The sequence below is a fragment of the Rhodopseudomonas parapalustris genome (assembly GCF_053772255.1).
Window position 1 is genome coordinate 1 of sequence record NZ_JAMKBZ010000044.1, and the last position, 19,946, is coordinate 19,946.

Below are 19,946 nucleotides of genomic sequence, written 5' to 3' on the forward strand. Positions count from 1 at the left end.
AAAGCAAAGTAATTGATGTTGAAACGGAGCCAGTTCAGCAGCAACAAATGAATGGCCCGGGATTCTAAATGAAAGTTCAAATTTTAGGGAGCAGTAGCAGCGGTAATTGCTATCTGCTCCAAGGCAAAAACCAAACATTAATAATTGAATGTGGTGTGGATTTGCAATTTGTTTTAAAGAAAATGAAGTTTGATATAAGCAATATAGCCGGATGTATAATTTCCCATGAACACAATGATCACAGCAAATATATAAACTCTTTAATGCGTAAAGGTATAGATGTCTACGGAAGCCCCGGGACATTTGAAGCACTTGGAATTGATAAATATGAAAACCACAGAATCAATTATCTATTCAGTGAGACAGTGCAAAAGATAGGGGAGTTTGTTGTAATACCTTTTAAGACTAAGCACGATGCAGCTGAGCCACTTGGGTTTTATATCTTCCATTCAGAAATGGGGAGCATGCTATTCGCCACAGATACCTACTACATTGAATATGTATTCAAAGATGTGGACCATATCTTCATCGAATGTAATTACGCCATGGACATTCTGGAAAGCAAACAACTACCGGTTAGTTTAAAGCGGAGAATTATAAAGTCCCATTTTGAATTAAACAACGTGAAAAAGTATCTCAGTGGCTTAGATTTAAGCACAACAAGGGAAATAGTTCTCTTACATCTATCGGATGGCAACAGCGATTCTGAACGATTTAAAAGGGATATAGAAGGGATTACAGGAAAGCCGGTATATATTGCAGATAAAGACATGGAACTGGAATTGGAGTGATAGACGATGCAAGAGCCTAAGATTAAAGGAGGTTACATTCTTCTTTCTAGGAGGCTCATAGAGAGTGAAATATTTCAGAAGCCTCCTCTTTATCTTAAGGTATGGATATATTTACTCTCTAGGGCTCAACACAAAGAATATAAAAAATTAAATAAAGGACAACTAATTACAAACATTCCGGAGATACAAGATGCTTGCTCCCATTACGTTGGATACCGCAAAGTTAAGCCATCTAAGGACCAAATATATCAAATTTTAAACTGGTTACGAAAAGGTGACGAAGGGGTCAACGAAGCCGGAACGAAAGCAACGATGATAACAACGACGAAAGCAACGCAACATATCCTCGTAACCATAGACAACTACTGCTTTTATCAAGAGTCCAAAAACTACGAGAGCAACGACGAAAGCAACGACGAAAAAGCTACGAGAGCAACAAGAGAGCAACGACAACCCAACAATATAAACAAGAATGATAAGAATGTAAAGAATGATAATAATATATTTTCGTCTGAATCAAATGAATTCAGACTAGCATCTTATCTTTACCGGTATATAAAATCTAACAACCCAAATGCAAAGGAGCCTAATTATGAGAAATGGGCTAAGACATTTGACTATATGCTCAGAGTGGATAAGAGAGACGTTGAAGAAATTAAACAAGTAATTAAATTCTCTCAGACAGATAGTTTTTGGTTTAAAAACATTTTGTCTCCAGATAAGCTACGAAAGCAATATGAGACATTATTTCTTCAAATGAAGAATCCGATTAAAAGTAAATCCGGAAAAGACAGATATAGCAACACTGAGGGAAATGAAAATTATATGAAAGTAAATAATCTTGACAACATTGAAAAGAAGCTTTTAGAAAAATCAACTAGTGATATTGAAGCTGCAGGAGATATAAACGATATGCTCCACGAAATAAGAGGAACACCGCAAACAGGGAGTTAATTAATTATTAATAAATGAAAGGAAGTAATGTAATGAATTCAAAGATAGATAAAAGTGTTGTATATAACTTTTTTACTGAAAACAGCAAGTATGAGAATAAAAAGATAATAAGTATGGCGATGGAGAAATTCGGATTTACTCAAAGTACGGCAGCAACATATTTCTATGCATGGAAAAAGGATTTCATGAAGCCATCAACGGCAGCATGGAAACCGGATACTAAATTAGATGTATTGGTAGAAATCAAAGATAACGACAAAGTATGCGATAGCGGAATAGGATGCGAAATAAAAGATCATGAACAGCAGCCGACTTCAGCATATATACCGGAAGAAAAATCAGTCGAGCTTCCAAAGAGAACTCTTCCAAGGCTTAAACCTTTAGTGATGCAAGGAATATATGGAAAATACATCTTCAATGAATCAGGTGTTGAAAGAGAATCGCTTTCCGGAGCTATAAGCAGTGACGTCGTAATAGAAGAAATGGAAGCTCTTGCACAGTGGGAAAGGTACTATAAGGAGGTTGTTTAATTGAACGCAATAGTAGAAGCCAGATGTAGAGAAATAGGGCAATACATAATAGATAGTGGATGCACGGTAAGAAAAGCGGCTAAGACATTCGGAGTAAGTAAGAGCACAGTGCATAAGGACATTGTTGTAAGACTACCCAAGTTAAATCCTTTAGTGGCTAAAGATGCAAAGGCTGTCTTGGATAGTAATAAGGCTGAGAGACATATAAGAGGCGGTATAGCAACGCATTTAAAGTATAAAGGATAATAAGAGAGCTTAGTTTAAGCGTTAAAGCAAAGTTAATATCGAATTATTGTTATATATAAATAAATTGATGAAAGGAAGGATAGTGTGAAAGGTAGAGAGTTGAGCATAGAAGAAGTTAAGGCTTTAAAAGACGGTACCAAGATTTGGTATAAAGGTAGGACGTTTGAAACGTTAGCATACAAAATAAAAGATGATATAAAAAACTGTAAAAATGACAATCTATTATTTACATATGGTTATAGTGGCATAGTAGGTAGAAGTTTTTACGAATGGATAGAAGAACCGGAAGAAAAGCTCTATAGCAACTCTGAGGTTATGGCAATGTTGGAAAAGAATCCGGAACTTATATTCGAAAATGATACACATACTTTAAAGTTTTTGGATAATAAAAGATTTGTAAAAATAAGAAAAGATAAAGATTATATAAGCAGTTTTTTCTTTGAACTTGGAGATAAATGGCGTTTAGTTCAGCAACAGCCAGTAAAGTTTGAGGAAGCTGTTAAGGCTTTTGATGATGGAAAAGTTATATACTGTGAATATAATTCTTTGACATGTGTTTATGATCCTATAGAACAAACTTTGATTGATAACAACGGCGGCACTATAACGGCAAAAGAAATTCTATTTGGTAAATGGTACATACAGGACTATGAATAAAAAAGTTTATAACGCTGTAAAAGAAAGAAGCGGAGGACAATGTGAAAACTGCGGAGCTCCATACACACAAGAACATCATATCTTTGGCGGCAATGGCAGACGTAAAAAGTGCGAAATGGTAGAAACGGTATTTGATTTATGTTGGGCGTGCCACGAAGGACCGGAAGGAGTACATTTCAACCGTGAGCTTGATTTGAAACTTAAAATTAAAGCAACTCAGAATCTGATAGATATTGGATGGTCAAAAGAAAAAATAATAAATTTTGTAGGGCGGTGGTATTTAGATGATACTTGCGATTGACCCCGGGAATATAGAATCTGCTTATGTAGTACTTGATGATAATTTAAAACCAGTGCATGCAATGAAAGTAATTAATTGTAAACTTCTTGCGCTGATATATAAAACTGACTTTGAGCAATATTCAATAACTGATGCTGCAATAGAAATGGTTGCTAGTTATGGTATGGCTGTAGGAAAAGAGGTTTTTGAAACTTGTGTATGGATAGGCAGATTTAGTGAAGCAATTAGAAAACAAAGCGGATTTGTACCAAAAGATATTTACCGTAAAGAAGAAAAACTGAATCTATGTGGAAACATGAAAGCGAACGACAGTAACATTACACAGGCTCTAATAGACCGTTTTGCAAGTGAACTACCTAACAGAGGTAAAGGTACTAAAAAGGCTCCTGGATGGTTTTACGGCTTTAAAAAAGATATATGGCAAGCATATGCGGTAGGAGTAACTTATCATGACTTATATTTAAAAAACGGAGCGACTAAAGATGTGTAAAACATACATAAAGAACGGCTATGAATATTCAGCAGCTAACCATAGAATGTGCTATAATCCGGAATTCCACACAAACCATAGTAAACCGTGGACAACTAGCGAACTAATCTATATTTGCAGTATGTGGGAAGGAATGAAGAAAGCTGACATAGCAATGGCACTAGGACGGACAGAATCAACGGTGCTTAATAAGAAGTATTATCTTAAGAAGATAGGAATGTTTGAATATTACAAAGAGCTTGGAAAGAAGCTTTTATAGGAGGAAGTAAAATGAAATTTTATGAGTTTAAACAATTTGAATATTACTCTTTAATCGGAGCAGATACAAAAGAGGAAGCAATTAAATATTATGAGGAAAATGTTGCGAATATTGAGGAAGAGGATGGAGAACCGGAGGAAATAACAAGGGATGAAGCTTTAAAAAAGCTATTGAACATTTGCAATGAAGATGAAAAAGCGGAAGCCATGGAGGAATTTGAACTCTATACGAAAGATAGCGAACCTTACTGGATTATCATAGATCCTAGTTTACTATGATTCGGGAATAGTTGGAGGTACAAAATGGAGAATAAACAATCAGCTTCAAACGATAAAAAAGAAAGCGGATGCAGTAAAACAAACTGCGGATACAACTACAAAGGGATATGCTCAGCAGGAAAGAAAAGTGCATCCTGCTGTGAGAATTTTTATACAGTTGAATAATTCGTAAAGACTAATTATTACGAACTAAGGAGGTATAGATTTGGACACTGATTTAATGTTTAGCAGTAAGTCAAATGAATGGGAAACGTCACAGGATCTATTTAATAAGCTTAATGATGAATTTCACTTTACATTAGATGCTGCAAGCACTCATGAAAATGCAAAATGTACAAGACATTTTACTATAGATGAAAACGGACTTGAGCAGAATTGGGATGATGAAATAGTTTGGCTTAATCCACCTTATGGCAGGCATATTGATGATTGGATTGAAAAAGCATGGCGTGAGGCATTATGGAACAACGCTACTGTAGTGTGCTTAATACCGGCTAGAACTGATACAAAGTACTGGCATAGCTACTGCATGGATGCTGCCGAAATTCGCTTTATAAAGGGACGGTTAAAGTTTGGTGATAGTAAGAACGCTGCACCATTTCCGAGTGCATTAATTGTGTTCAAGCCCGGTGAAAGTCAATTAAAAGTGGCTAGCTACTAAGGAGTGATGCTAATGATACAAATACTAGAATTGTTTGGGGGCATAGGAAGCCCCCGGAAAGCCTTAATTAACTTAGGAATACCGGTAAAGGCTATAGATTATGTTGAGATAGATGAAAAGGCAGTAAGAAGCTACAATGCAATATTCAGCAAGGATTTAGAGTATAAAACTCAATCAGTAGTTGGGTACAACCTTAAACCGGATATTTTGATTCATGGCAGCCCTTGTCAAGATTTCAGCATAGCCGGGCATCAAAAAGGTGCAGACCCGGGAAGCGAAACAAGATCAAGTCTTATGTGGGAAACTCTTAACATAATTAAGCAAATGGGAGAATGGAAACCAAAAGTAGTAATTTGGGAAAACGTAAAAAATGTTTTATCAAAACATATGGTCCATAATTTCAGCCGGTACCTGGAAGAAATGCAGAGAATGGGATATAACAGCAGTTTTGAAATACTTAATGCAATGGACTTTGGGTTGCCTCATAAGAGAGAAAGGGTAATAACTATATCTGTACAAGATGGCCCCCTATTTAATTTTAAAATTGTTGCAAGGAAGAAAGCACCGCATATAAAAGAGTTTTTACAGCCCAATAGTGAGGTTGATGATAGTTATACCGTTAAAGCTCCAAGCATGATAGCAGCTATTGGTAAAACCGGAGTATTAAAAAGAGTACCAATTATAAAAGACTTCTGCTATACCATAACCGAAAGACAGGATAGAGCGCCAAACAGCGGTGTTATTGATCTAGGAAATGGCAAATATAGATATCTTACGGAATTAGAGTGTTGGAGGCTGCAGGGTTATTCTGATGATGATTTCTTTGCTGCTGCTAAAGTTAATTCAAGAAGAACCTTATATAGGCAGGCTGGTAATTCAATACCGGTAACAATCTTTGAGAGCATATTTAAACAGATAATATGAAAGGAGTCAACCATGAGAGAATGTAGTGATTGCAAGTGGTGTGAACTGATTACTAATAGCAATAATGATTATATATGGCTATGCGTGGATACGGAAAGTGAAGTATACATGGAAGAAACAGGACCATGTGGGAGATGTGATTTGGAACCGCTTGAGGACGAAGACTGCGACGAAATCTGAGAATATAACGAATTACTGAAAGGGGATAATTTAATAAATGAAAGTAAATGTTGATTATGAAATGGTGCTAAATACAACTGATAAATTAATACGAGGAGAAGTGCTAACGAAAAAAGAAACAAAAGATATAATTACTGTTTTAGTGGCAGTACAAGGTGATTATATACCTACAAGATATGAATTGGAAAAGCAAAAAAGAAATGTTGAAAGACTTGATGAAATTGATGTAGACAAATCTCCTAACACATTAAACTGCGTTTTAGATGAGTGCACAGAGTTTGAAAATAAATACTGTTAATTCATAATGCAAATCTAATCAGTACTAAGAAATAATAGTAATTAAAAAATAACAAGTGTTTAAGGAGGGGTGAGAAATGAATATAGGACAAAGAATAGCATTTTACAGAGATGTATTAGGTATAAGCCAAAGGGAACTTGCCAAGAAAAGTGGGCTTACTTCTCCTGCTGTATGCCAATATGAAAGCGGTAAAAGGGTACCGGATTTAAAGAGCTTTGTGGCTATATGCAAGACACTAGGAGTTAAAACAGACAAGTTCCTTGAAGGTGTAGATATATAACAAATGTTACATAGTACAAAGATAAAACGAATTAAGGAAGTGAAAACATGCGTAGCCTATGGCAGCCGGTACAGATAATAAAAGTAAAAGAAAGCGGCAATCAAACATTCTTAGCGGTTGCCACCTCCTCACTAAGTGAATCAGACATAAAGAAGTATGCCACATCACAAGGCATATTTGGAGTTATAAAACTATGGGACAGCCGTAGGATAACACCGGAGCAGCGTAAGAAAATCTTTGCTACATGTCAAGACATTGCGGATTACATAGGAGAACCCCGAGAGCTTATCAGATATGATTTAATCTCCAAATATGCCGAAGAAACAGGAATAGAGTTTTTCAGCCTTTCAGAGTGCAGTTTAGAGACAGCCAGAGAGCTTATAAATTACATACTTAACTACGTTATGGAGAACGATATTCCACTTACAGGTGTAGGAACGGAAAGGACAGATGATATTAACTCTTACCTGTATGGGTGTATAAAACATAAGAAATGCTGCTGCTGCGGTAAAGAAGGGCATTTGTACAAGTTTAAAGATAATAACTATATATCACTGTGTAATATACACTATGACGAAGCAAAGGTAAGAGGACTTAAAGAATTTCAAGAGAGATATAAGGTATATCCAATAAAAATAAGTAAAGGAGCATGAGAAATGAATTATTGGTTGATTTATATACATACAGATAGACTCGAAGGACCACAAGCAAAATTGTTTGAAATGCCGGATTCTGATGAAATCCAAAATTGGATTGATGAACATGACAATATAAAGGTATTAGACTTTGTTCCACAATCAGAGGATGAATGTGATTCAGAAGAATATGAATAAATAGCTTATTTTGCCCACAGGACAACAAATGTGAGGAGGGATAAGCTAACTCACAATATATTGTGTACGCAACCTGTGGGCTTTTTAAAAGGATTGGAATGTAAAATTTAAGGATGCGGAGGTAAATATAAATGAATGATTTAAGCTTGGAATTAATTCTAGAAGATATTGCTAATGAACATAAAGTACAAGAAGAAACACTATACCATTATAGCATCAAGAAATATGCTTATATGACTGAATATGAAAAGAAATCTCTAGATGAAAGCTATTGGTTCGATGAAGCTTACTGCGATGACAAAATTAAAGAGAAATATGAGATTAATAATATATCGGGAGCTGATAAAGATTTAAAAGCAGCACTTTATAGTGTTCTACGGAATATAAGTTTTCCAAATACAGACATACTTCCAAGACTGACCACAGCGTTTATTAGCAATTCAAATGAATTGGTGTTAAAGTCATTTGAAACAAAACAGCTTGAGCATGAGAAGAACGACTCATTGACCTATGAAACAGAATATGAAATATACATAAGAATTATTAAAACCGTTGATTATGACAAAAATAAATTCCTTAAAACAATAGAAATGTTTAATAACCTTAGAATTTATAATAAGGAACTGGAGGAAATTTAAAGTGTTAGATAAAATACAGCCGGAAATAGAAAAGCTGGTCATGGAAGAATGTAATGATCGTACGAGAGTAAAAGGCTTGTTTATAGATGGACACCAAGCGGAAGGAGTAATAAGAGAAGAGATAGAAGAAGCCAGAGTCGAAATGAACTTAGTTGAGGAACATTTTGAACGCTTTTGGACAGACATTAAAAATGATAACAATATGCTAGCAATAATAAAAGCTGATTCAATTTATAAAAGAGCAGTATTCTTATCGTGTGAAGCTGTTCAAGTGGCAGCTATGGCAAAGAAGTATATAGACAGCTTTAAGGAGGCTTAAACGATGCTTAAAATGGTATTGATAGCGCTGCTTATAATCATTATATTATTCACGCTACTTAGTATTTACGCATTGCTTAAAATGAGCTCTATATGCTCTAGGATTGAAGAAAGGATGCGGAGGAGGATAACATTGATTAGCCAAGAAAACCTTGATAAAAGAATCTGTGACGTTGAAGAAGGAGCGGAAAACACTCAGACATATTATGAGTATATCATAGAAACTGAAAAAGAATTTAATATAATTCATGCACCAATACATCAAATGAATGATGAAGAATTAAAGGACTATCTAGAATTATTGGACAGCTTATATGATAAATAAGGAGCTGATTAAATGTACAGATACATAATAATACTTGCAGCAGATATATTCTGCATAGCTATGATATTACAAGCTCATAAGGCAGAGAAACAGGAAAAGAATTATCATAAGTCAACTAACTGCTTAATTTACTGCGTTATTGCTTTACAGATGATTAGGATATTGATGGAGGTGTGGTGATTGGATGAAGAACTATTCAGAAAGACAGAAGGACGGCTCTATAGATATTATAAGCAGCTTAGAATAATAAAAAAGTTAAAGAGTAGATCAGTGCTATTATATCAGCAAATATTAGAAATACAGCAGGATATGAAAGACACCAATGTCAAAATAGATTACATACAACCGGGAGTAGTTTTAGGCGAAAGGGTACAAACTTCCAGTAGCGGTATAAGCTTTGCAGAATCTCAAATTATGCACTCTATAGAAAGCTTGGAAATAGAAGCTAAGAATAAAAAGAAAAAAATGCTTAAGATAAGGGCAAAAATAAGAGAACTGACCGAAAATAATCAAGACATGCAGGAAAACATAAATATGTTGAGTGAAGAAAACAAAAGATTTTTAGAGTACAAATACGATGAAAAGCTTAATCCGAATGAGATAGCCGAAAAGATGAATATGGCATCAGCTACAGCATATAGGAAAAGAAGTGAGTTAGTAGAGAATATTGCTCAGTGGTGCAATATAGTTAAGTGAGAATATGAGAAAATGACGAATTTAGGAGGAATGAAATGGAAGTTTATAAACATATTTCAGGGGTTACTGGTACGTTTCATAAAAGGTATAAGCCTACTGGTTCATATGAATATTACATTATGGTAAATACTTTCGATGGTAGGAAATTCTATGCACCTGAAAGCGAATGGGAAATCATAAGGTAATGCACAATTCAAGAATAAAAGGAAGGAGCTAAAAATTGATTAAAGTTATAGTCACTAGAACATATGATGAAAAAGGGATTCCAGATAATAAAGTATTAAAAAGAGTAGAAATATCTGAAGGTGAACTTCCTACATTGATGTTAGATTTAGCAAAGCAAGCAAGCGTGTATAAGTATAATCAAGAGATTGTATGCTCATTTCCTGAAGATAACACAAATGTCATTGAGATTGAAATTTATAATGGCCCAAGAGAGTAATGAACACAAATGTTCAATATTGCGATATAATTATTAATATAGAGGAGTGAGCCAAAATGATTAATAAAAATATATTACTAAAGATTGAAGAAGCAAATTTGGAAATTAGAAAAGCAAAGGAAGCAATAGAAAAATATGAAAATGTCGTATGTGAATTAAGCGAAGAACTTTGCGAGAACATTAAACAAGAAGATTTAAGACCGATGGAAAAGAAAGATATAGTAATTGGCCGAAGATATTTCGGCAAAAATGAGGATGGCTTTTATACTCTTGTTATAGAAGAAATCTTAGAAAATGGCAGTGTAGATTTTAAAGCGTTTGTTTCCGAAGGTTGTAGATACGGTATATATAACCATTATGTGTTAAAAGAATCTATACAGCAAGAGGTAATAAGCATGGAAGCATTAAAGCCGTGTAATAAATGCGGTAATAAACCACGGCGGATTTATAGCGATGATATACTAATCGAACAATATAAGAGAGCATATGCATACGAATGTCCGGAATGTTCTAAAACAGCAGATTACTCAGAAATGGTTGACGGAGCACAAAAGAACTGGAATGAAAGTGTTAGCACAGTTGAATCTAAAAGTTAAATGGAGGTATAAAAATGGACGAAAATTTATTAATTGCAATGAGAAGAATGGCATGGCAAAGAGCAAAAGGCGAATTAAACTCAATACTAGAATGCTATTTTGGTGATGGAGAAAGCTTTGAAACTATGAATGATAAAATCAATGAGTTTATTCAATGGATGGAAAACGAAAGCCCTATTTCATAATACATAGAAAAACGTGAGAAGAAATTGAGAAAATATTGAGAACAAAAGCCTTAAAAATTATTATATACTAACAGTGTAGAGTTACATCAGCAGGGACTACAACTTGCTAAAGTAACGGTAAATAATGTCCCCCTTTAGTCAGAGCATCCCGATTGGTTCCCGGGGTGCTTTTCCATTTGTTTAAAAATAATACGCCTGTTAAATTGAAGCCCTAAGTTCCTACTTAGGAGGTCAGTAAAAATAATGGGCGTATTTTATATAGGAGTTGTTTATATGCAATGTAACAAAGCTGAATGTAAATGGAATTGCAACGGACATCAATGTAATAACCCGGGATATGCCGAGAAAATAGATAGCGATAAGTATGTTTGCATAAAAGGTGAACTGGTAGAAGTCGAGGAAAAGGATGGATGTAAAAATGGAAGGTAAAGAAAACAACTACATTGTTGCAGGCATTGCAGCAGGTATTAATGTTTCAAATAGTGCAGATATAACAGCATATACAAACAAGATATATAACGCATTTAGGCTTATTGCCGAACAGGTTGAGACAAAAGAAAACAATGCCATGTTGGCACAATTTATTAACATCAATCAAGGTGGTTAAGCGTGGAAAAAGAAATATGTGATTATTATAAGCCTATAGGAGTTAAAAATAGAATATGCAGGCACTTCACAGGAGATAAAACAAGTAAGAGACAGAAGAATTTATGCAGACATAATTGCGATAAGATAAAGCCAACTAAGAGAGAAAAAGAATTATCTTAATATGCAGGAATCCTCCTTTTAACATAGAAGTATTATGTTGGGAAGGGAGGTGAACATATGAAGGGTTTAGAACAGGTAGAAGCATTATTGAGAGAAGGGTACAAAATTACAGAAAACATAAGCTACATTCCTAATGACGGAAATAGCACAGTTAAAATGAAGAAGGGTGAAGACATTAAAGAGATACATTTATATGGAATTGTACTTAGTTTCGATGATGTAACAAAATTAAATAACGAAAAATAAAGAGCTCCTAACAGGGCTCTTTTTTCATATAAAAAATTAAGTGAGGTGAGTATGATGCAAATATATAAAAAAGACGAATTCATAGTTATTACAGTATGCAATGAATTTATAGTTATTAACACCCATAAGCCATTTAAAGAAGCACATACGCACGTTAAGAGCATAAAGCTTGGTAGGTTACTTATTGACCTAGCGATTAAAGAAAAGCTGCCTAAGAACTACAGGCTAACTGATAGCCTTATAAGAATAACAGACAGTTATAGTTATGCTAAAAAGCTTAAGGAGTTTAAGGCAGACAGCACAATGAGCATAAAGGAAATAATGGAAGAGAAGTCGGACGTTGATTCGGAAAGATGTATAGGAAGATAAAATGCAATAATCGATTTTAAATTATTCATATGAGGTTGATAATATGGCACTGAAAAAGCTTTGCCCAAGATGCAATAAGATAATAGATATAGATCAGCAATACTGCGAAGAACATCAAAAGCAAGTAGACCAAAGTTTAAAGAACAGGCATAGAGAATATAAAGCCAACAGAAGCGATAAAAATGAGCAAAAGTTTTATAAGTCTAAGGAATGGTTGAAGCTGAGAGAATACTTAAAAGTTAAATATAAAGGGTTGTGTCTGTATTCTTATCTGGTGGACAATATAATAGTTCCTGCTGCTGAATACCATCATATAGAACCTATTAAAGATAACTGGAGTAAGCGGCTTGATGTTTATAACATAATACCATTAAGTTACATGGTACATAGAAACATTACTGAAATATATAAAACTAACAAGAAAGAAGAGACGCAGATTATGTTAAGAGGACTATTAATAAGGTGGAGAGAGATTAATGAAATAAGATGAAATAAGATTTTTGACAGAGTTATACAATAGGGACATAAGCCCTAGAGAATTAATAAATCAATCTGATTTTTATATGCACCACAAAAGAGCGTGGTATCTATTAGAAAAATGGTGTAATAAAGAATGGTATGATTACGGAGTTTCGGTAGACCTTGGATGGCTAACAAATAAGGGCAAGGAAATAGCTAAAGAAATGTTATTGAAGCAAAAGGAGATATATAATGTTTAAGTCATTAAGAGTCGGATGCAAAGACAATAGTAACCTTGATATATTACGCAATAGTGGTACGTGTCCTCCTGCTAAGTATCCAGCACCACCGGCACCACCAAGACAAATACCAATGCCGGAAGTTAAACCATGCATGACAGAGTATAAGATATTCACTAAGGATGATTATGTAAGATATAACCTATCAGCCTTAAAAGCTTGTGAACAAGATAGCAATATAGTCGACAACATTATTAACCTATGGGACAAGATAAGCAAGGGATATAACTTTATCATTGGTGTCGGAATCAATACTGATTTAATGTTTTATAGTGTTGAATATTTCAATGATAATGTGCTAGGGCAAAAGAAAGCAGACCCCGAGGGGGTATAAAAAAGTTTAAGGTAAGGCGACGGGAGTCGCCAGTGGGAGTTTTCTTCCGCGTTTTTTCGGAATAGAAAATTTTAAGGAGGTGTGAAAGGTGCCAGCAAAGAAACCTTTAGAAGTAATTCTTGGAAATAATAATTCATCACATTTAACAAAAGCTGAAATAGAAGAGAGAAAAGCGAACGAAATAAAGGCACCATCTGATAATATTCAGCCACCTTCATATTTGCCGGATGATCTAAAAGCAAAATTCAATTATTTATCTCAAGAACTTGTTAATATAGGAATCATGAGCAATCTAGATTGTGAAGCACTTGCTAGGTTTATTGTCTCAGAAAGTCAATATGAAAAAGTTACAGAAAAAATACTAAAATCAAAAACAATAGGCCCTAAGTACTTTCAATTACTTCAAGTGCAAGAAAAATTGTTCCGAATGTGTAGAGCTGCAGCGGGAGATTTGGGATTAACTATCTCTAGCAGATGCAAGCTGGTGATTCCTAAGAAACAAGAGGATAAAAAACCGAATAAATTTACAAAGTTCATGTAAGGTGACCTTATGAACAGAGTAACGCAATATGCATTAGATGTACTTGAAGGCCGAGAAATAGCCGGAAGATATGTGAAATTAGCATGTCAAAGGCACTTAAATGATATAGAAAAGTCTAAATTAGCACCATATAGATATGAATTTGATGAACAACTAGCGCAAGAAACCATTGATTTTTTTGAAAGCTTACGCTTTACGGATGGTGAAATTGCCGGGCAGACTGTTAAATTATTTGGTTTCCAGGACTTTATAGTTGGCAGTCAGTTTGGATGGCTTATAAAAGGAACTAAGTATCGAAGGTTTAGAAAAAGCTATATTCAATTAGCAAGAAAAAATGCTAAGTCTTTAATTGAAAGTGGTACTGCCATAAAACTTGCGGCTTTTGATAATTATCCTAATGCACAGGTTTATTGTACAGCTACAAAGATGAAACAGGCTAGAATTGTATGGGAACAGGCTAACAAATTTATAAATATAGAACCGGATTTAAGAGAATTATTTAAAATAAAAGACCACGATGCTATTATTGAATCTTTGCTTAATGGTGGAAAGATAATGGCACTTGGTAGAGATACAGGCACCATAGATGGATTTGACCCACATGGCGGCATTATAGATGAATACCATAGTCATAAAACTAATCAGATGGTTAAATTACTTGAAGATGGTTCGGTAATGCAGACTAATTCTTTAATAAGTATTATAACCACCGCAGGTTTTGATTTAAACGCTCCCTGTTATACTGAATACGAATATTGTTGTAAAGTATTGGAAGGCATAAATGATGCTGAACAATACTTTATTTTTATTGCCCAGATGGACAAAGAAGACGATATATGGGACCCCAATAATTGGCCTAAGGCTAACCCATTAGTATCAAAGTTCCCGGATAGATTTGAAAATTTAAAGAGGTTTGCTAAAGAAGCAAAAGATAAAGGCGGAGAAGATCTACGTAATTTTATTACAAAATCATTAAATATTTGGTATGAATACACGGATAATGGATATTTAGATGTTGTTAAATGGAGAGACTGCGGTTGCGATTTAACGTTAGAAGATTTCAGAGGAAAAGAATGTATACTTGCACTTGACTTATCAAAAGGTGGAGATTTAACAAGTGGAGTTTTAGAGTTTGAGTATTCAGAGATACGCGAAATAGATGGAAAAGAAGAAATAGTTCCTATGTATTTCTTTGAACAACATAGTTTTTTACCTGAGAAGAAATTGGCGGCGCATATTAAGAGCGATACAGCACCGTATGATGTATGGGTTAATCAAAAGCTTATTACGCTTACAAAAACTCTTGGAGGATGGAAAACAGATTATAAATATATCTTGCAATATTACAAAGACATAATAAAAAAGTACGATTTAAAACTTAAGGTAATTGCTTATGACCCTCATAATGCTGATACATTTTTGAGTGATTTAGCAGAGTTTGGAGTCGATTGTATAGAAATATTCCAAACACCTAAATATCTTAATACACCAACCGATGATTTTAGAAACTCTGTAAATAGTGATCAAGTTCGATATGATAAGAATGATGGTTTAATGAGGTGGACAGGAGCATATGCAATAATTACATCTAATGCGTATGGTGAGATAAAAATTGATAAAGAACATGATGGCTCAGAGAGAATAGATACTATAGCGGCAGCAATAGATGCCCACAAGGTCATTATTCTTAATAGAGGGGAAAAATTAGATGTCAATAAATATGCAACAGATGAATTTTTAAGTAAGTTATGGGGGTAATGCCATGAAGAAAGCCTTAGAAAAACTAAAAACTAGCTTCAAAAAGCTTCATATACTGAAGTTTTTAACTAATTATATAGAGGATATTTTAATGATATGTGGTTTAATCGTAGCGGTTAAAACCACTTTTTTATTGTCCAAAATAGCCGGATTGTACACTTTATCGGCTGTTTTATTAGGGTTGGGAGTGTATTTTGCCAAGAATCCTCCTGAGAGGAGGTGAAGAAATAAATGTTTTTCAGAAACTCTATACCAAAAATAAGAAGCCAATATATTAGCGGAAATGGAGGAACATGGACACCGGCAGAGTATAGCACATTACTTGGTTATCTTGGCCTTACATCGGATGATCTAAAGATTAAAGGTAAATATGCACTTAATGAAATTGTTATTTATATCTGCATAAAAATACTTAGTGAAACATTGGGTAAACTTCCATTGAAAATATACCAGGATAACTCAGGAATAAAGAAAGCAAGTAATCATTACCTGTATCCGTTGTTTAAGTTAAGGCCTAATCCTTATATGTCGGCATTTGACTTTTGGAAGTGTGTTGAAACGCTGAGAAATATCCACGGAAATTCATATGTGTGGATTGATTATGTTACCACAGGCAGAAACGCCGGTAAAATACAAGGGTTTTACCCTTTAGACCCTGAGAAAATGCAGATATGGGTAGATAATGTGGGCTTATTAAGCAGTAAAAACACTATTTGGTACCTATATACAGATGGTTCCGGGGAGCAACATAAGCTACAAAGTACAGATATATTGCATTTTAAGGGGTTAACTACTGACGGTATAGTGGGATTAAGCCCTATTGAAACCCTTAAAAACAGTATCGAAAACGCAAAAGCAGCAGAAAAATTTCTTAATAACAGCTTTAAAAACGGTATGCAGAGTTCCGGAATAATAAATTATGTAGGAGATTTGAGCCCCGCGGCAGAACAAACCTTTAAAGATAAGTTTGAACAGATGTCTAGCGGCTTAAAAAATGCAAATAGAATAAGCTTGTTACCTATAGGTTATCAATATCAGCCTTTATCTTTAAAACTAACCGATGCTCAATTTCTTGAAAACACAAAGTTTACTGCACAGCAATTAGCGGCGGCATATGGAGTAAAGCTTCATCAAATAAATGAGCTTGTTAAGTCCTCATATTCATCAACAAGTGAAGCAAACAGAGAATTTTACACAGATACATTAATGGCTATCCTTACTATGTATGAGCAAGAGATAGTCTATAAATGCTTTTTGGATAGTGAAATTCAAAATGGCTTTTATGCAAAGTTTAATGCAGATGTAATCATGAGAGGAGACTTGAAAACAAGATTTGATGCTTATGCCACAGCTATTCAAAACGGTATGAAATCTGTAAATGAATGTAGGGCATTGGAGGAGGATGAACCAAAAGAGGGCGGAGACCAATTAATAGTAAACGGAAACTATATACCGCTTACAATGGTTGGCGAACAATATAAGAAAGGAAGTGGAGGTAATGCCTAAGATATATCAATTTACTAAGAAAGATAAAACAGGCAAAGTCAAAAATGCCGGTAGAATGGAAATTAAAAATGAAACAGATAATTCCGCTGATTTGTATTTCTTCGGCGATATTGTCAGTATAGCTTATAATCCGGATGATTGGTGGAGCTGGGGAGACCCGGAGGATAAAGCACCAAAGGACGTTGCTGACTTCTTAAATTCTCTTGATGGGAAAACAGATGTAAATATTCACATTAACTCCGGTGGCGGTGATGTATTTGCCGGTATAGCAATTTATAACATCTTAAAAAATAACTCAGCTAAAAAGACAACATATGTTGAGGGGTTAGCAGCAAGCTCTGCAAGCATAATAGCTTTTGCAAGTGATACCGTGATAGTGCCAAATAGTGCTCAATTGATGATACATAATCCATGGACTGTTGCAATGGGCAATGCCAATGATTTTAGAAAGATGGCTGATACCTTAGACCAAATTTCTCAATCATTAATTAATATCTACATGGATAATGCAAAGGATGGAGTTACAGAAGAAAAAATAAAACAGCTAATGGACGATGAAAGTTGGTTCACCGGAGATCAAGCAGCAGAATATTTTAACATACAACTTGATAAATCAGCACCGGTAGCAGCATATGCAGGAAGTGAATACTTTGGCTGTTATAAACACGTTCCGGAAAGCCTTGTAAAAAATGCAAAAGGCAATGGAAATAATACGGACGATTTATCTGAGGTACTTAAAGCAATTAAATCTTTAGAAAATAGATTGGATGGAATAGAACAGGCAAACGCAAAAACATCAGAAGAAGATCTCAACCAAAAGAATGAGGCCTTGGAAAAAGTAAAAATAGCAAAAGCAAAATTAGCTTTAAAGTTAAAACTTTAGAGCTTTTTTTATATTCAAAATTTGAGGAGGAAATAAAATGAGTAAAGAATTAAGGGAATTATACAACAAATTAAGACAGGCACAGGATAAGGCTCAGAACTTAATGGCAAATGATGCTGCAACAATTGATGAAATCAATGCAGTCAACAAAGAAATTGACCAAATTAACGCTAAAATCAATATGCAAAAGACACTTGATGCTGGAAAGAACTTTGATGAAAACGGCGTTGAAGTATCAAATGCAGCACAAAAGCCAGGAACACAGACAGTAAATAAATATGCATCCACAGAATACAGGCAAGCATTTATGGACTATGTAAAGAGCGGCAAAGCTTCAAACATACTTGAATTTAAAGCTGCGGATCAATCCAGTTCAACAAGTGATGTTGGAGCAATAATTCCTTCAACCATACTACAGGAAGTAATTAAAAAGGTTGAAAGCTACGGACAAATATTTGCAATGGTTAGAAAAACAGGGCTTAAAGGCGGTGTAAAAGTTCCTATATCGGCTTTAAAACCAGTAGCAACATGGATAGGAGAAAATACTTCTGGAGAAAAACAAAAGGTTGATTTAAGCAATAGCGTATCATTTACCTATTATGGACTTGAGTGCAAAATTGCTACATCAATAATAGCTGACACTGTAACATTAGATCAGTTCGAAAGCATATTAATAGACCTTATAGGCGAAGCAATGACCAAAGCTCTTGATATAGCTATAGTTAAAGGTGCTGGCAGTGCAAGCCCACTTGGAATAGTGAATGATTCTCGTATACCAAGCAACCACATAATTACTTTATCTTCTACAGACTTTGTTTCTTGGGAAGGGTGGAAGAAGAAAGTATTTGCAAAAATGCCTTTATCTTATAAGGCGGGTGCTTCAATATTGATGGCTTCTGGAACATTTGAGGGCTATATTGATGGTATGACAGATGCAAATGGTCAGCCAATAGGAAGAATTAACTACGGTATAACCAATGGACCTCAGGAAAGCTTTGGCGGTAAGCCTGTTGTTGAAGTTGAGGACGATGTTATTGCAAACTATGATGATGCTTCAACAGGTGACGTAGTAGCTATATATGGTAATTTGGGCAACTATGCAATTAACAGCAACATGACACTAACTATGTTCAGATACCTTGATCATGACACTAATGAATATGTCGATAAGGCTATTCTTATTGCTGATGGTAAGGTACTGGATGCTAACGGCTTTATAATCGTTAAGAAAGGTGCTTAATAGAAGGGGTTAGACCCTTCTATTTTCTTTTATTTAATATAGAAAGGAAGCGGTAATATGTACGCATTTAATCATAAAATGGGACAGACAATTCAAACAGATGTAAAAGACAAAATTGCAGATAGAGTATTTTTAGCAAGATTATTTTCAAGTCCTGCGGCATCATCTACAACCGGAGTTCATGCAGCTATAACAAGCACTGCTAGCCAACAGGTTGTAACAACAGGCATAAGTAACCCAGATGTACCAAGAAATATAACTGCAACAGCAGGAGGCACGGCAACGGATATAAAGGCTATACAGGTCATTGTAGAAGGAACAAACTACAATGATGAAGTTATAACCGAAACCCTTCCGGCTTTTACAGTAGATACCGCCGGCACAGTACAAGGTAATAAGGCATTTAAAACAGTAACTAAAATTACTTTGCCACCTCATGACGGTACCGGTGCCACAACGGCAATAGGTTTTGGGGAAAAGCTTGGATTACCTTATAAACTCCCACATAATACAGTGCAAATGGCTTGTTTAAATAATGTAAGAGAAGGAACGGCACCTACAGTAACCACAAGTGCTACAGCCATAGAAAGCAATACAGTGGATTTAAACAGTAATTTGAATGGTAATCAGGTCGACATTTACCTATACGTTTAGGCGGTGA

The 19,946-nt window shown here is 34.9% G+C and carries 33 protein-coding genes; all 33 read left to right on the forward strand.

Annotated elements, in window-relative coordinates:
- The first annotated feature begins 68 nt into the window (after positions 1 to 68).
- Positions 69 to 791 carry an MBL fold metallo-hydrolase gene (locus tag M9H71_RS23740; protein ID WP_455407326.1) on the forward strand — a complete coding sequence of 241 codons (723 nt, stop codon included), beginning with the start codon at positions 69 to 71 and terminating at the stop codon, positions 789 to 791.
- 6 nt (positions 792 to 797) lie between these two features.
- Positions 798 to 1,745 (forward strand): hypothetical protein, encoded by a 948-nt coding sequence (locus M9H71_RS23745; protein WP_455407327.1) that lies wholly within the window; start codon positions 798 to 800, stop codon positions 1,743 to 1,745.
- A gap of 32 nt (positions 1,746 to 1,777) precedes the next feature.
- Positions 1,778 to 2,275 carry a hypothetical protein gene (locus M9H71_RS23750; RefSeq protein WP_455407328.1) on the forward strand — a complete coding sequence of 166 codons (498 nt, stop codon included), beginning with the start codon at positions 1,778 to 1,780 and terminating at the stop codon, positions 2,273 to 2,275.
- Positions 2,276 to 2,521 carry a sporulation transcriptional regulator SpoIIID gene (spoIIID, locus tag M9H71_RS23755; RefSeq protein WP_455407329.1) on the forward strand — a complete coding sequence of 82 codons (246 nt, stop codon included), beginning with the start codon at positions 2,276 to 2,278 and terminating at the stop codon, positions 2,519 to 2,521.
- Positions 2,522 to 2,605: 84 nt separating this feature from the next.
- Positions 2,606 to 3,178, forward strand: coding sequence for a hypothetical protein (locus M9H71_RS23760; protein WP_455407330.1), 573 nt, complete (start codon positions 2,606 to 2,608; stop codon positions 3,176 to 3,178).
- Entirely contained in the window at positions 3,171 to 3,479 is a 309-nt protein-coding gene (locus M9H71_RS23765; RefSeq protein ID WP_455407331.1) for a hypothetical protein, read from the forward strand. The genes M9H71_RS23760 and M9H71_RS23765 overlap by 8 nt, the downstream gene beginning before the upstream one ends.
- On the forward strand, positions 3,463 to 3,969 hold the full coding sequence (locus M9H71_RS23770) for a hypothetical protein (RefSeq protein WP_455407332.1): 507 nt from the start codon (positions 3,463 to 3,465) through the stop codon (positions 3,967 to 3,969). Before M9H71_RS23765 ends, M9H71_RS23770 begins: the two co-directional genes overlap by 17 nt.
- Positions 3,970 to 4,239: 270 nt before the next feature.
- Positions 4,240 to 4,506, forward strand: a complete 267-nt coding sequence (locus M9H71_RS23775) for a hypothetical protein (RefSeq protein ID WP_455407333.1) — start codon at positions 4,240 to 4,242, stop codon at positions 4,504 to 4,506.
- 205 nt (positions 4,507 to 4,711) lie between these two features.
- A complete protein-coding gene (locus M9H71_RS23780) occupies positions 4,712 to 5,167 on the forward strand; it encodes a DNA N-6-adenine-methyltransferase (protein WP_455407334.1) in 456 nt (151 codons plus the stop codon).
- Between the two features lie 12 nt (positions 5,168 to 5,179).
- Positions 5,180 to 6,091, forward strand: coding sequence for a DNA cytosine methyltransferase (locus M9H71_RS23785; RefSeq protein ID WP_455407335.1), 912 nt, complete (start codon positions 5,180 to 5,182; stop codon positions 6,089 to 6,091).
- 217 nt (positions 6,092 to 6,308) lie between these two features.
- On the forward strand, positions 6,309 to 6,569 hold the full coding sequence (locus tag M9H71_RS23790; RefSeq protein WP_455407336.1) for a hypothetical protein: 261 nt from the start codon (positions 6,309 to 6,311) through the stop codon (positions 6,567 to 6,569).
- A 76-nt stretch (positions 6,570 to 6,645) separates the two neighbouring features.
- Positions 6,646 to 6,849, forward strand: a complete 204-nt coding sequence (locus M9H71_RS23795) for a helix-turn-helix domain-containing protein (protein ID WP_455407337.1) — start codon at positions 6,646 to 6,648, stop codon at positions 6,847 to 6,849.
- Positions 6,850 to 6,896: 47 nt separating this feature from the next.
- Complete coding sequence (locus M9H71_RS23800) at positions 6,897 to 7,502, forward strand: putative HNHc nuclease (RefSeq protein ID WP_455407338.1); 606 nt, start codon at positions 6,897 to 6,899, stop codon at positions 7,500 to 7,502.
- 3 nt (positions 7,503 to 7,505) lie between these two features.
- Positions 7,506 to 7,682, forward strand: a complete 177-nt coding sequence (locus tag M9H71_RS23805; RefSeq protein WP_455407339.1) for a hypothetical protein — start codon at positions 7,506 to 7,508, stop codon at positions 7,680 to 7,682.
- A 131-nt stretch (positions 7,683 to 7,813) separates the two neighbouring features.
- Positions 7,814 to 8,320: a hypothetical protein gene (locus M9H71_RS23810; RefSeq protein ID WP_455407340.1), complete on the forward strand. Its 507-nt coding sequence runs from the start codon at positions 7,814 to 7,816 to the stop codon at positions 8,318 to 8,320.
- A 1-nt stretch (position 8,321) separates the two neighbouring features.
- On the forward strand, positions 8,322 to 8,639 hold the full coding sequence (locus M9H71_RS23815; protein ID WP_455407341.1) for a hypothetical protein: 318 nt from the start codon (positions 8,322 to 8,324) through the stop codon (positions 8,637 to 8,639).
- 132 nt (positions 8,640 to 8,771) lie between these two features.
- A complete protein-coding gene (locus M9H71_RS23820) occupies positions 8,772 to 8,963 on the forward strand; it encodes a hypothetical protein (RefSeq protein ID WP_455407342.1) in 192 nt (63 codons plus the stop codon).
- A 180-nt stretch (positions 8,964 to 9,143) separates the two neighbouring features.
- Entirely contained in the window at positions 9,144 to 9,659 is a 516-nt protein-coding gene (locus tag M9H71_RS23825) for a hypothetical protein (protein ID WP_455407343.1), read from the forward strand.
- A 220-nt stretch (positions 9,660 to 9,879) separates the two neighbouring features.
- Positions 9,880 to 10,101, forward strand: a complete 222-nt coding sequence (locus tag M9H71_RS23830; RefSeq protein ID WP_455407344.1) for a hypothetical protein — start codon at positions 9,880 to 9,882, stop codon at positions 10,099 to 10,101.
- A 56-nt stretch (positions 10,102 to 10,157) separates the two neighbouring features.
- Positions 10,158 to 10,697, forward strand: coding sequence for a hypothetical protein (locus M9H71_RS23835; RefSeq protein WP_455407345.1), 540 nt, complete (start codon positions 10,158 to 10,160; stop codon positions 10,695 to 10,697).
- A 14-nt stretch (positions 10,698 to 10,711) separates the two neighbouring features.
- The gene (locus M9H71_RS23840; protein ID WP_455407346.1) at positions 10,712 to 10,882 is read left to right on the forward strand and encodes a hypothetical protein; all 171 of its coding nucleotides are present in this window, start codon (positions 10,712 to 10,714) and stop codon (positions 10,880 to 10,882) included.
- A 418-nt stretch (positions 10,883 to 11,300) separates the two neighbouring features.
- Entirely contained in the window at positions 11,301 to 11,489 is a 189-nt protein-coding gene (locus M9H71_RS23845; protein ID WP_455407347.1) for a hypothetical protein, read from the forward strand.
- A 218-nt stretch (positions 11,490 to 11,707) separates the two neighbouring features.
- Entirely contained in the window at positions 11,708 to 11,896 is a 189-nt protein-coding gene (locus tag M9H71_RS23850; protein ID WP_455407348.1) for a hypothetical protein, read from the forward strand.
- 51 nt (positions 11,897 to 11,947) lie between these two features.
- Positions 11,948 to 12,265 carry a hypothetical protein gene (locus tag M9H71_RS23855; RefSeq protein WP_455407349.1) on the forward strand — a complete coding sequence of 106 codons (318 nt, stop codon included), beginning with the start codon at positions 11,948 to 11,950 and terminating at the stop codon, positions 12,263 to 12,265.
- A gap of 43 nt (positions 12,266 to 12,308) precedes the next feature.
- Positions 12,309 to 12,755, forward strand: coding sequence for a hypothetical protein (locus M9H71_RS23860; RefSeq protein ID WP_455407350.1), 447 nt, complete (start codon positions 12,309 to 12,311; stop codon positions 12,753 to 12,755).
- A 221-nt stretch (positions 12,756 to 12,976) separates the two neighbouring features.
- Positions 12,977 to 13,357, forward strand: coding sequence for a hypothetical protein (locus tag M9H71_RS23865; RefSeq protein ID WP_455407351.1), 381 nt, complete (start codon positions 12,977 to 12,979; stop codon positions 13,355 to 13,357).
- A gap of 88 nt (positions 13,358 to 13,445) precedes the next feature.
- Complete coding sequence (locus M9H71_RS23870) at positions 13,446 to 13,898, forward strand: phage terminase small subunit P27 family (RefSeq protein ID WP_455407352.1); 453 nt, start codon at positions 13,446 to 13,448, stop codon at positions 13,896 to 13,898.
- Between the two features lie 9 nt (positions 13,899 to 13,907).
- A complete protein-coding gene (locus M9H71_RS23875) occupies positions 13,908 to 15,656 on the forward strand; it encodes a terminase large subunit (protein ID WP_455407353.1) in 1,749 nt (582 codons plus the stop codon).
- A gap of 4 nt (positions 15,657 to 15,660) precedes the next feature.
- A complete protein-coding gene (locus M9H71_RS23880) occupies positions 15,661 to 15,879 on the forward strand; it encodes a hypothetical protein (RefSeq protein WP_455407354.1) in 219 nt (72 codons plus the stop codon).
- Between the two features lie 8 nt (positions 15,880 to 15,887).
- On the forward strand, positions 15,888 to 17,162 hold the full coding sequence (locus M9H71_RS23885) for a phage portal protein (protein ID WP_455407355.1): 1,275 nt from the start codon (positions 15,888 to 15,890) through the stop codon (positions 17,160 to 17,162).
- Positions 17,155 to 18,045: a head maturation protease, ClpP-related gene (locus M9H71_RS23890; protein WP_455407356.1), complete on the forward strand. Its 891-nt coding sequence runs from the start codon at positions 17,155 to 17,157 to the stop codon at positions 18,043 to 18,045. Before M9H71_RS23885 ends, M9H71_RS23890 begins: the two co-directional genes overlap by 8 nt.
- Before the next feature lie 37 nt (positions 18,046 to 18,082).
- Positions 18,083 to 19,285, forward strand: a complete 1,203-nt coding sequence (locus M9H71_RS23895; protein WP_455407357.1) for a phage major capsid protein — start codon at positions 18,083 to 18,085, stop codon at positions 19,283 to 19,285.
- Positions 19,286 to 19,342: 57 nt separating this feature from the next.
- On the forward strand, positions 19,343 to 19,939 hold the full coding sequence (locus M9H71_RS23900; protein WP_455407358.1) for a hypothetical protein: 597 nt from the start codon (positions 19,343 to 19,345) through the stop codon (positions 19,937 to 19,939).
- Positions 19,940 to 19,946: the final 7 nt, after the last annotated feature.

What these genes read in the sequence shown, in the direction of transcription:
- M9H71_RS23740 (WP_455407326.1), top strand. Translation starts at nt 69, where the DNA reads ATGAAAGTTCAAATTTTAGGGAGCAGTAGCAGCGGTAATTGCTATCTG.
- M9H71_RS23745 (WP_455407327.1), top strand. Translation starts at nt 798, where the DNA reads ATGCAAGAGCCTAAGATTAAAGGAGGTTACATTCTTCTTTCTAGGAGG.
- M9H71_RS23750 (WP_455407328.1), top strand. Translation starts at nt 1,778, where the DNA reads ATGAATTCAAAGATAGATAAAAGTGTTGTATATAACTTTTTTACTGAA.
- M9H71_RS23765 (WP_455407331.1), top strand. Translation starts at nt 3,171, where the DNA reads ATGAATAAAAAAGTTTATAACGCTGTAAAAGAAAGAAGCGGAGGACAA.
- M9H71_RS23770 (WP_455407332.1), top strand. Translation starts at nt 3,463, where the DNA reads ATGATACTTGCGATTGACCCCGGGAATATAGAATCTGCTTATGTAGTA.
- M9H71_RS23775 (WP_455407333.1), top strand. Translation starts at nt 4,240, where the DNA reads ATGAAATTTTATGAGTTTAAACAATTTGAATATTACTCTTTAATCGGA.
- M9H71_RS23785 (WP_455407335.1), top strand. Translation starts at nt 5,180, where the DNA reads ATGATACAAATACTAGAATTGTTTGGGGGCATAGGAAGCCCCCGGAAA.
- M9H71_RS23790 (WP_455407336.1), top strand. Translation starts at nt 6,309, where the DNA reads ATGAAAGTAAATGTTGATTATGAAATGGTGCTAAATACAACTGATAAA.
- M9H71_RS23795 (WP_455407337.1), top strand. Translation starts at nt 6,646, where the DNA reads ATGAATATAGGACAAAGAATAGCATTTTACAGAGATGTATTAGGTATA.
- M9H71_RS23800 (WP_455407338.1), top strand. Translation starts at nt 6,897, where the DNA reads ATGCGTAGCCTATGGCAGCCGGTACAGATAATAAAAGTAAAAGAAAGC.
- M9H71_RS23805 (WP_455407339.1), top strand. Translation starts at nt 7,506, where the DNA reads ATGAATTATTGGTTGATTTATATACATACAGATAGACTCGAAGGACCA.
- M9H71_RS23810 (WP_455407340.1), top strand. Translation starts at nt 7,814, where the DNA reads ATGAATGATTTAAGCTTGGAATTAATTCTAGAAGATATTGCTAATGAA.
- M9H71_RS23835 (WP_455407345.1), top strand. Translation starts at nt 10,158, where the DNA reads ATGATTAATAAAAATATATTACTAAAGATTGAAGAAGCAAATTTGGAA.
- M9H71_RS23840 (WP_455407346.1), top strand. Translation starts at nt 10,712, where the DNA reads ATGGACGAAAATTTATTAATTGCAATGAGAAGAATGGCATGGCAAAGA.
- M9H71_RS23845 (WP_455407347.1), top strand. Translation starts at nt 11,301, where the DNA reads ATGGAAGGTAAAGAAAACAACTACATTGTTGCAGGCATTGCAGCAGGT.
- M9H71_RS23850 (WP_455407348.1), top strand. Translation starts at nt 11,708, where the DNA reads ATGAAGGGTTTAGAACAGGTAGAAGCATTATTGAGAGAAGGGTACAAA.
- M9H71_RS23855 (WP_455407349.1), top strand. Translation starts at nt 11,948, where the DNA reads ATGATGCAAATATATAAAAAAGACGAATTCATAGTTATTACAGTATGC.
- M9H71_RS23860 (WP_455407350.1), top strand. Translation starts at nt 12,309, where the DNA reads ATGGCACTGAAAAAGCTTTGCCCAAGATGCAATAAGATAATAGATATA.
- M9H71_RS23865 (WP_455407351.1), top strand. Translation starts at nt 12,977, where the DNA reads ATGTTTAAGTCATTAAGAGTCGGATGCAAAGACAATAGTAACCTTGAT.
- M9H71_RS23875 (WP_455407353.1), top strand. Translation starts at nt 13,908, where the DNA reads ATGAACAGAGTAACGCAATATGCATTAGATGTACTTGAAGGCCGAGAA.
- M9H71_RS23880 (WP_455407354.1), top strand. Translation starts at nt 15,661, where the DNA reads ATGAAGAAAGCCTTAGAAAAACTAAAAACTAGCTTCAAAAAGCTTCAT.
- M9H71_RS23885 (WP_455407355.1), top strand. Translation starts at nt 15,888, where the DNA reads ATGTTTTTCAGAAACTCTATACCAAAAATAAGAAGCCAATATATTAGC.
- M9H71_RS23890 (WP_455407356.1), top strand. Translation starts at nt 17,155, where the DNA reads ATGCCTAAGATATATCAATTTACTAAGAAAGATAAAACAGGCAAAGTC.
- M9H71_RS23895 (WP_455407357.1), top strand. Translation starts at nt 18,083, where the DNA reads ATGAGTAAAGAATTAAGGGAATTATACAACAAATTAAGACAGGCACAG.
- M9H71_RS23900 (WP_455407358.1), top strand. Translation starts at nt 19,343, where the DNA reads ATGTACGCATTTAATCATAAAATGGGACAGACAATTCAAACAGATGTA.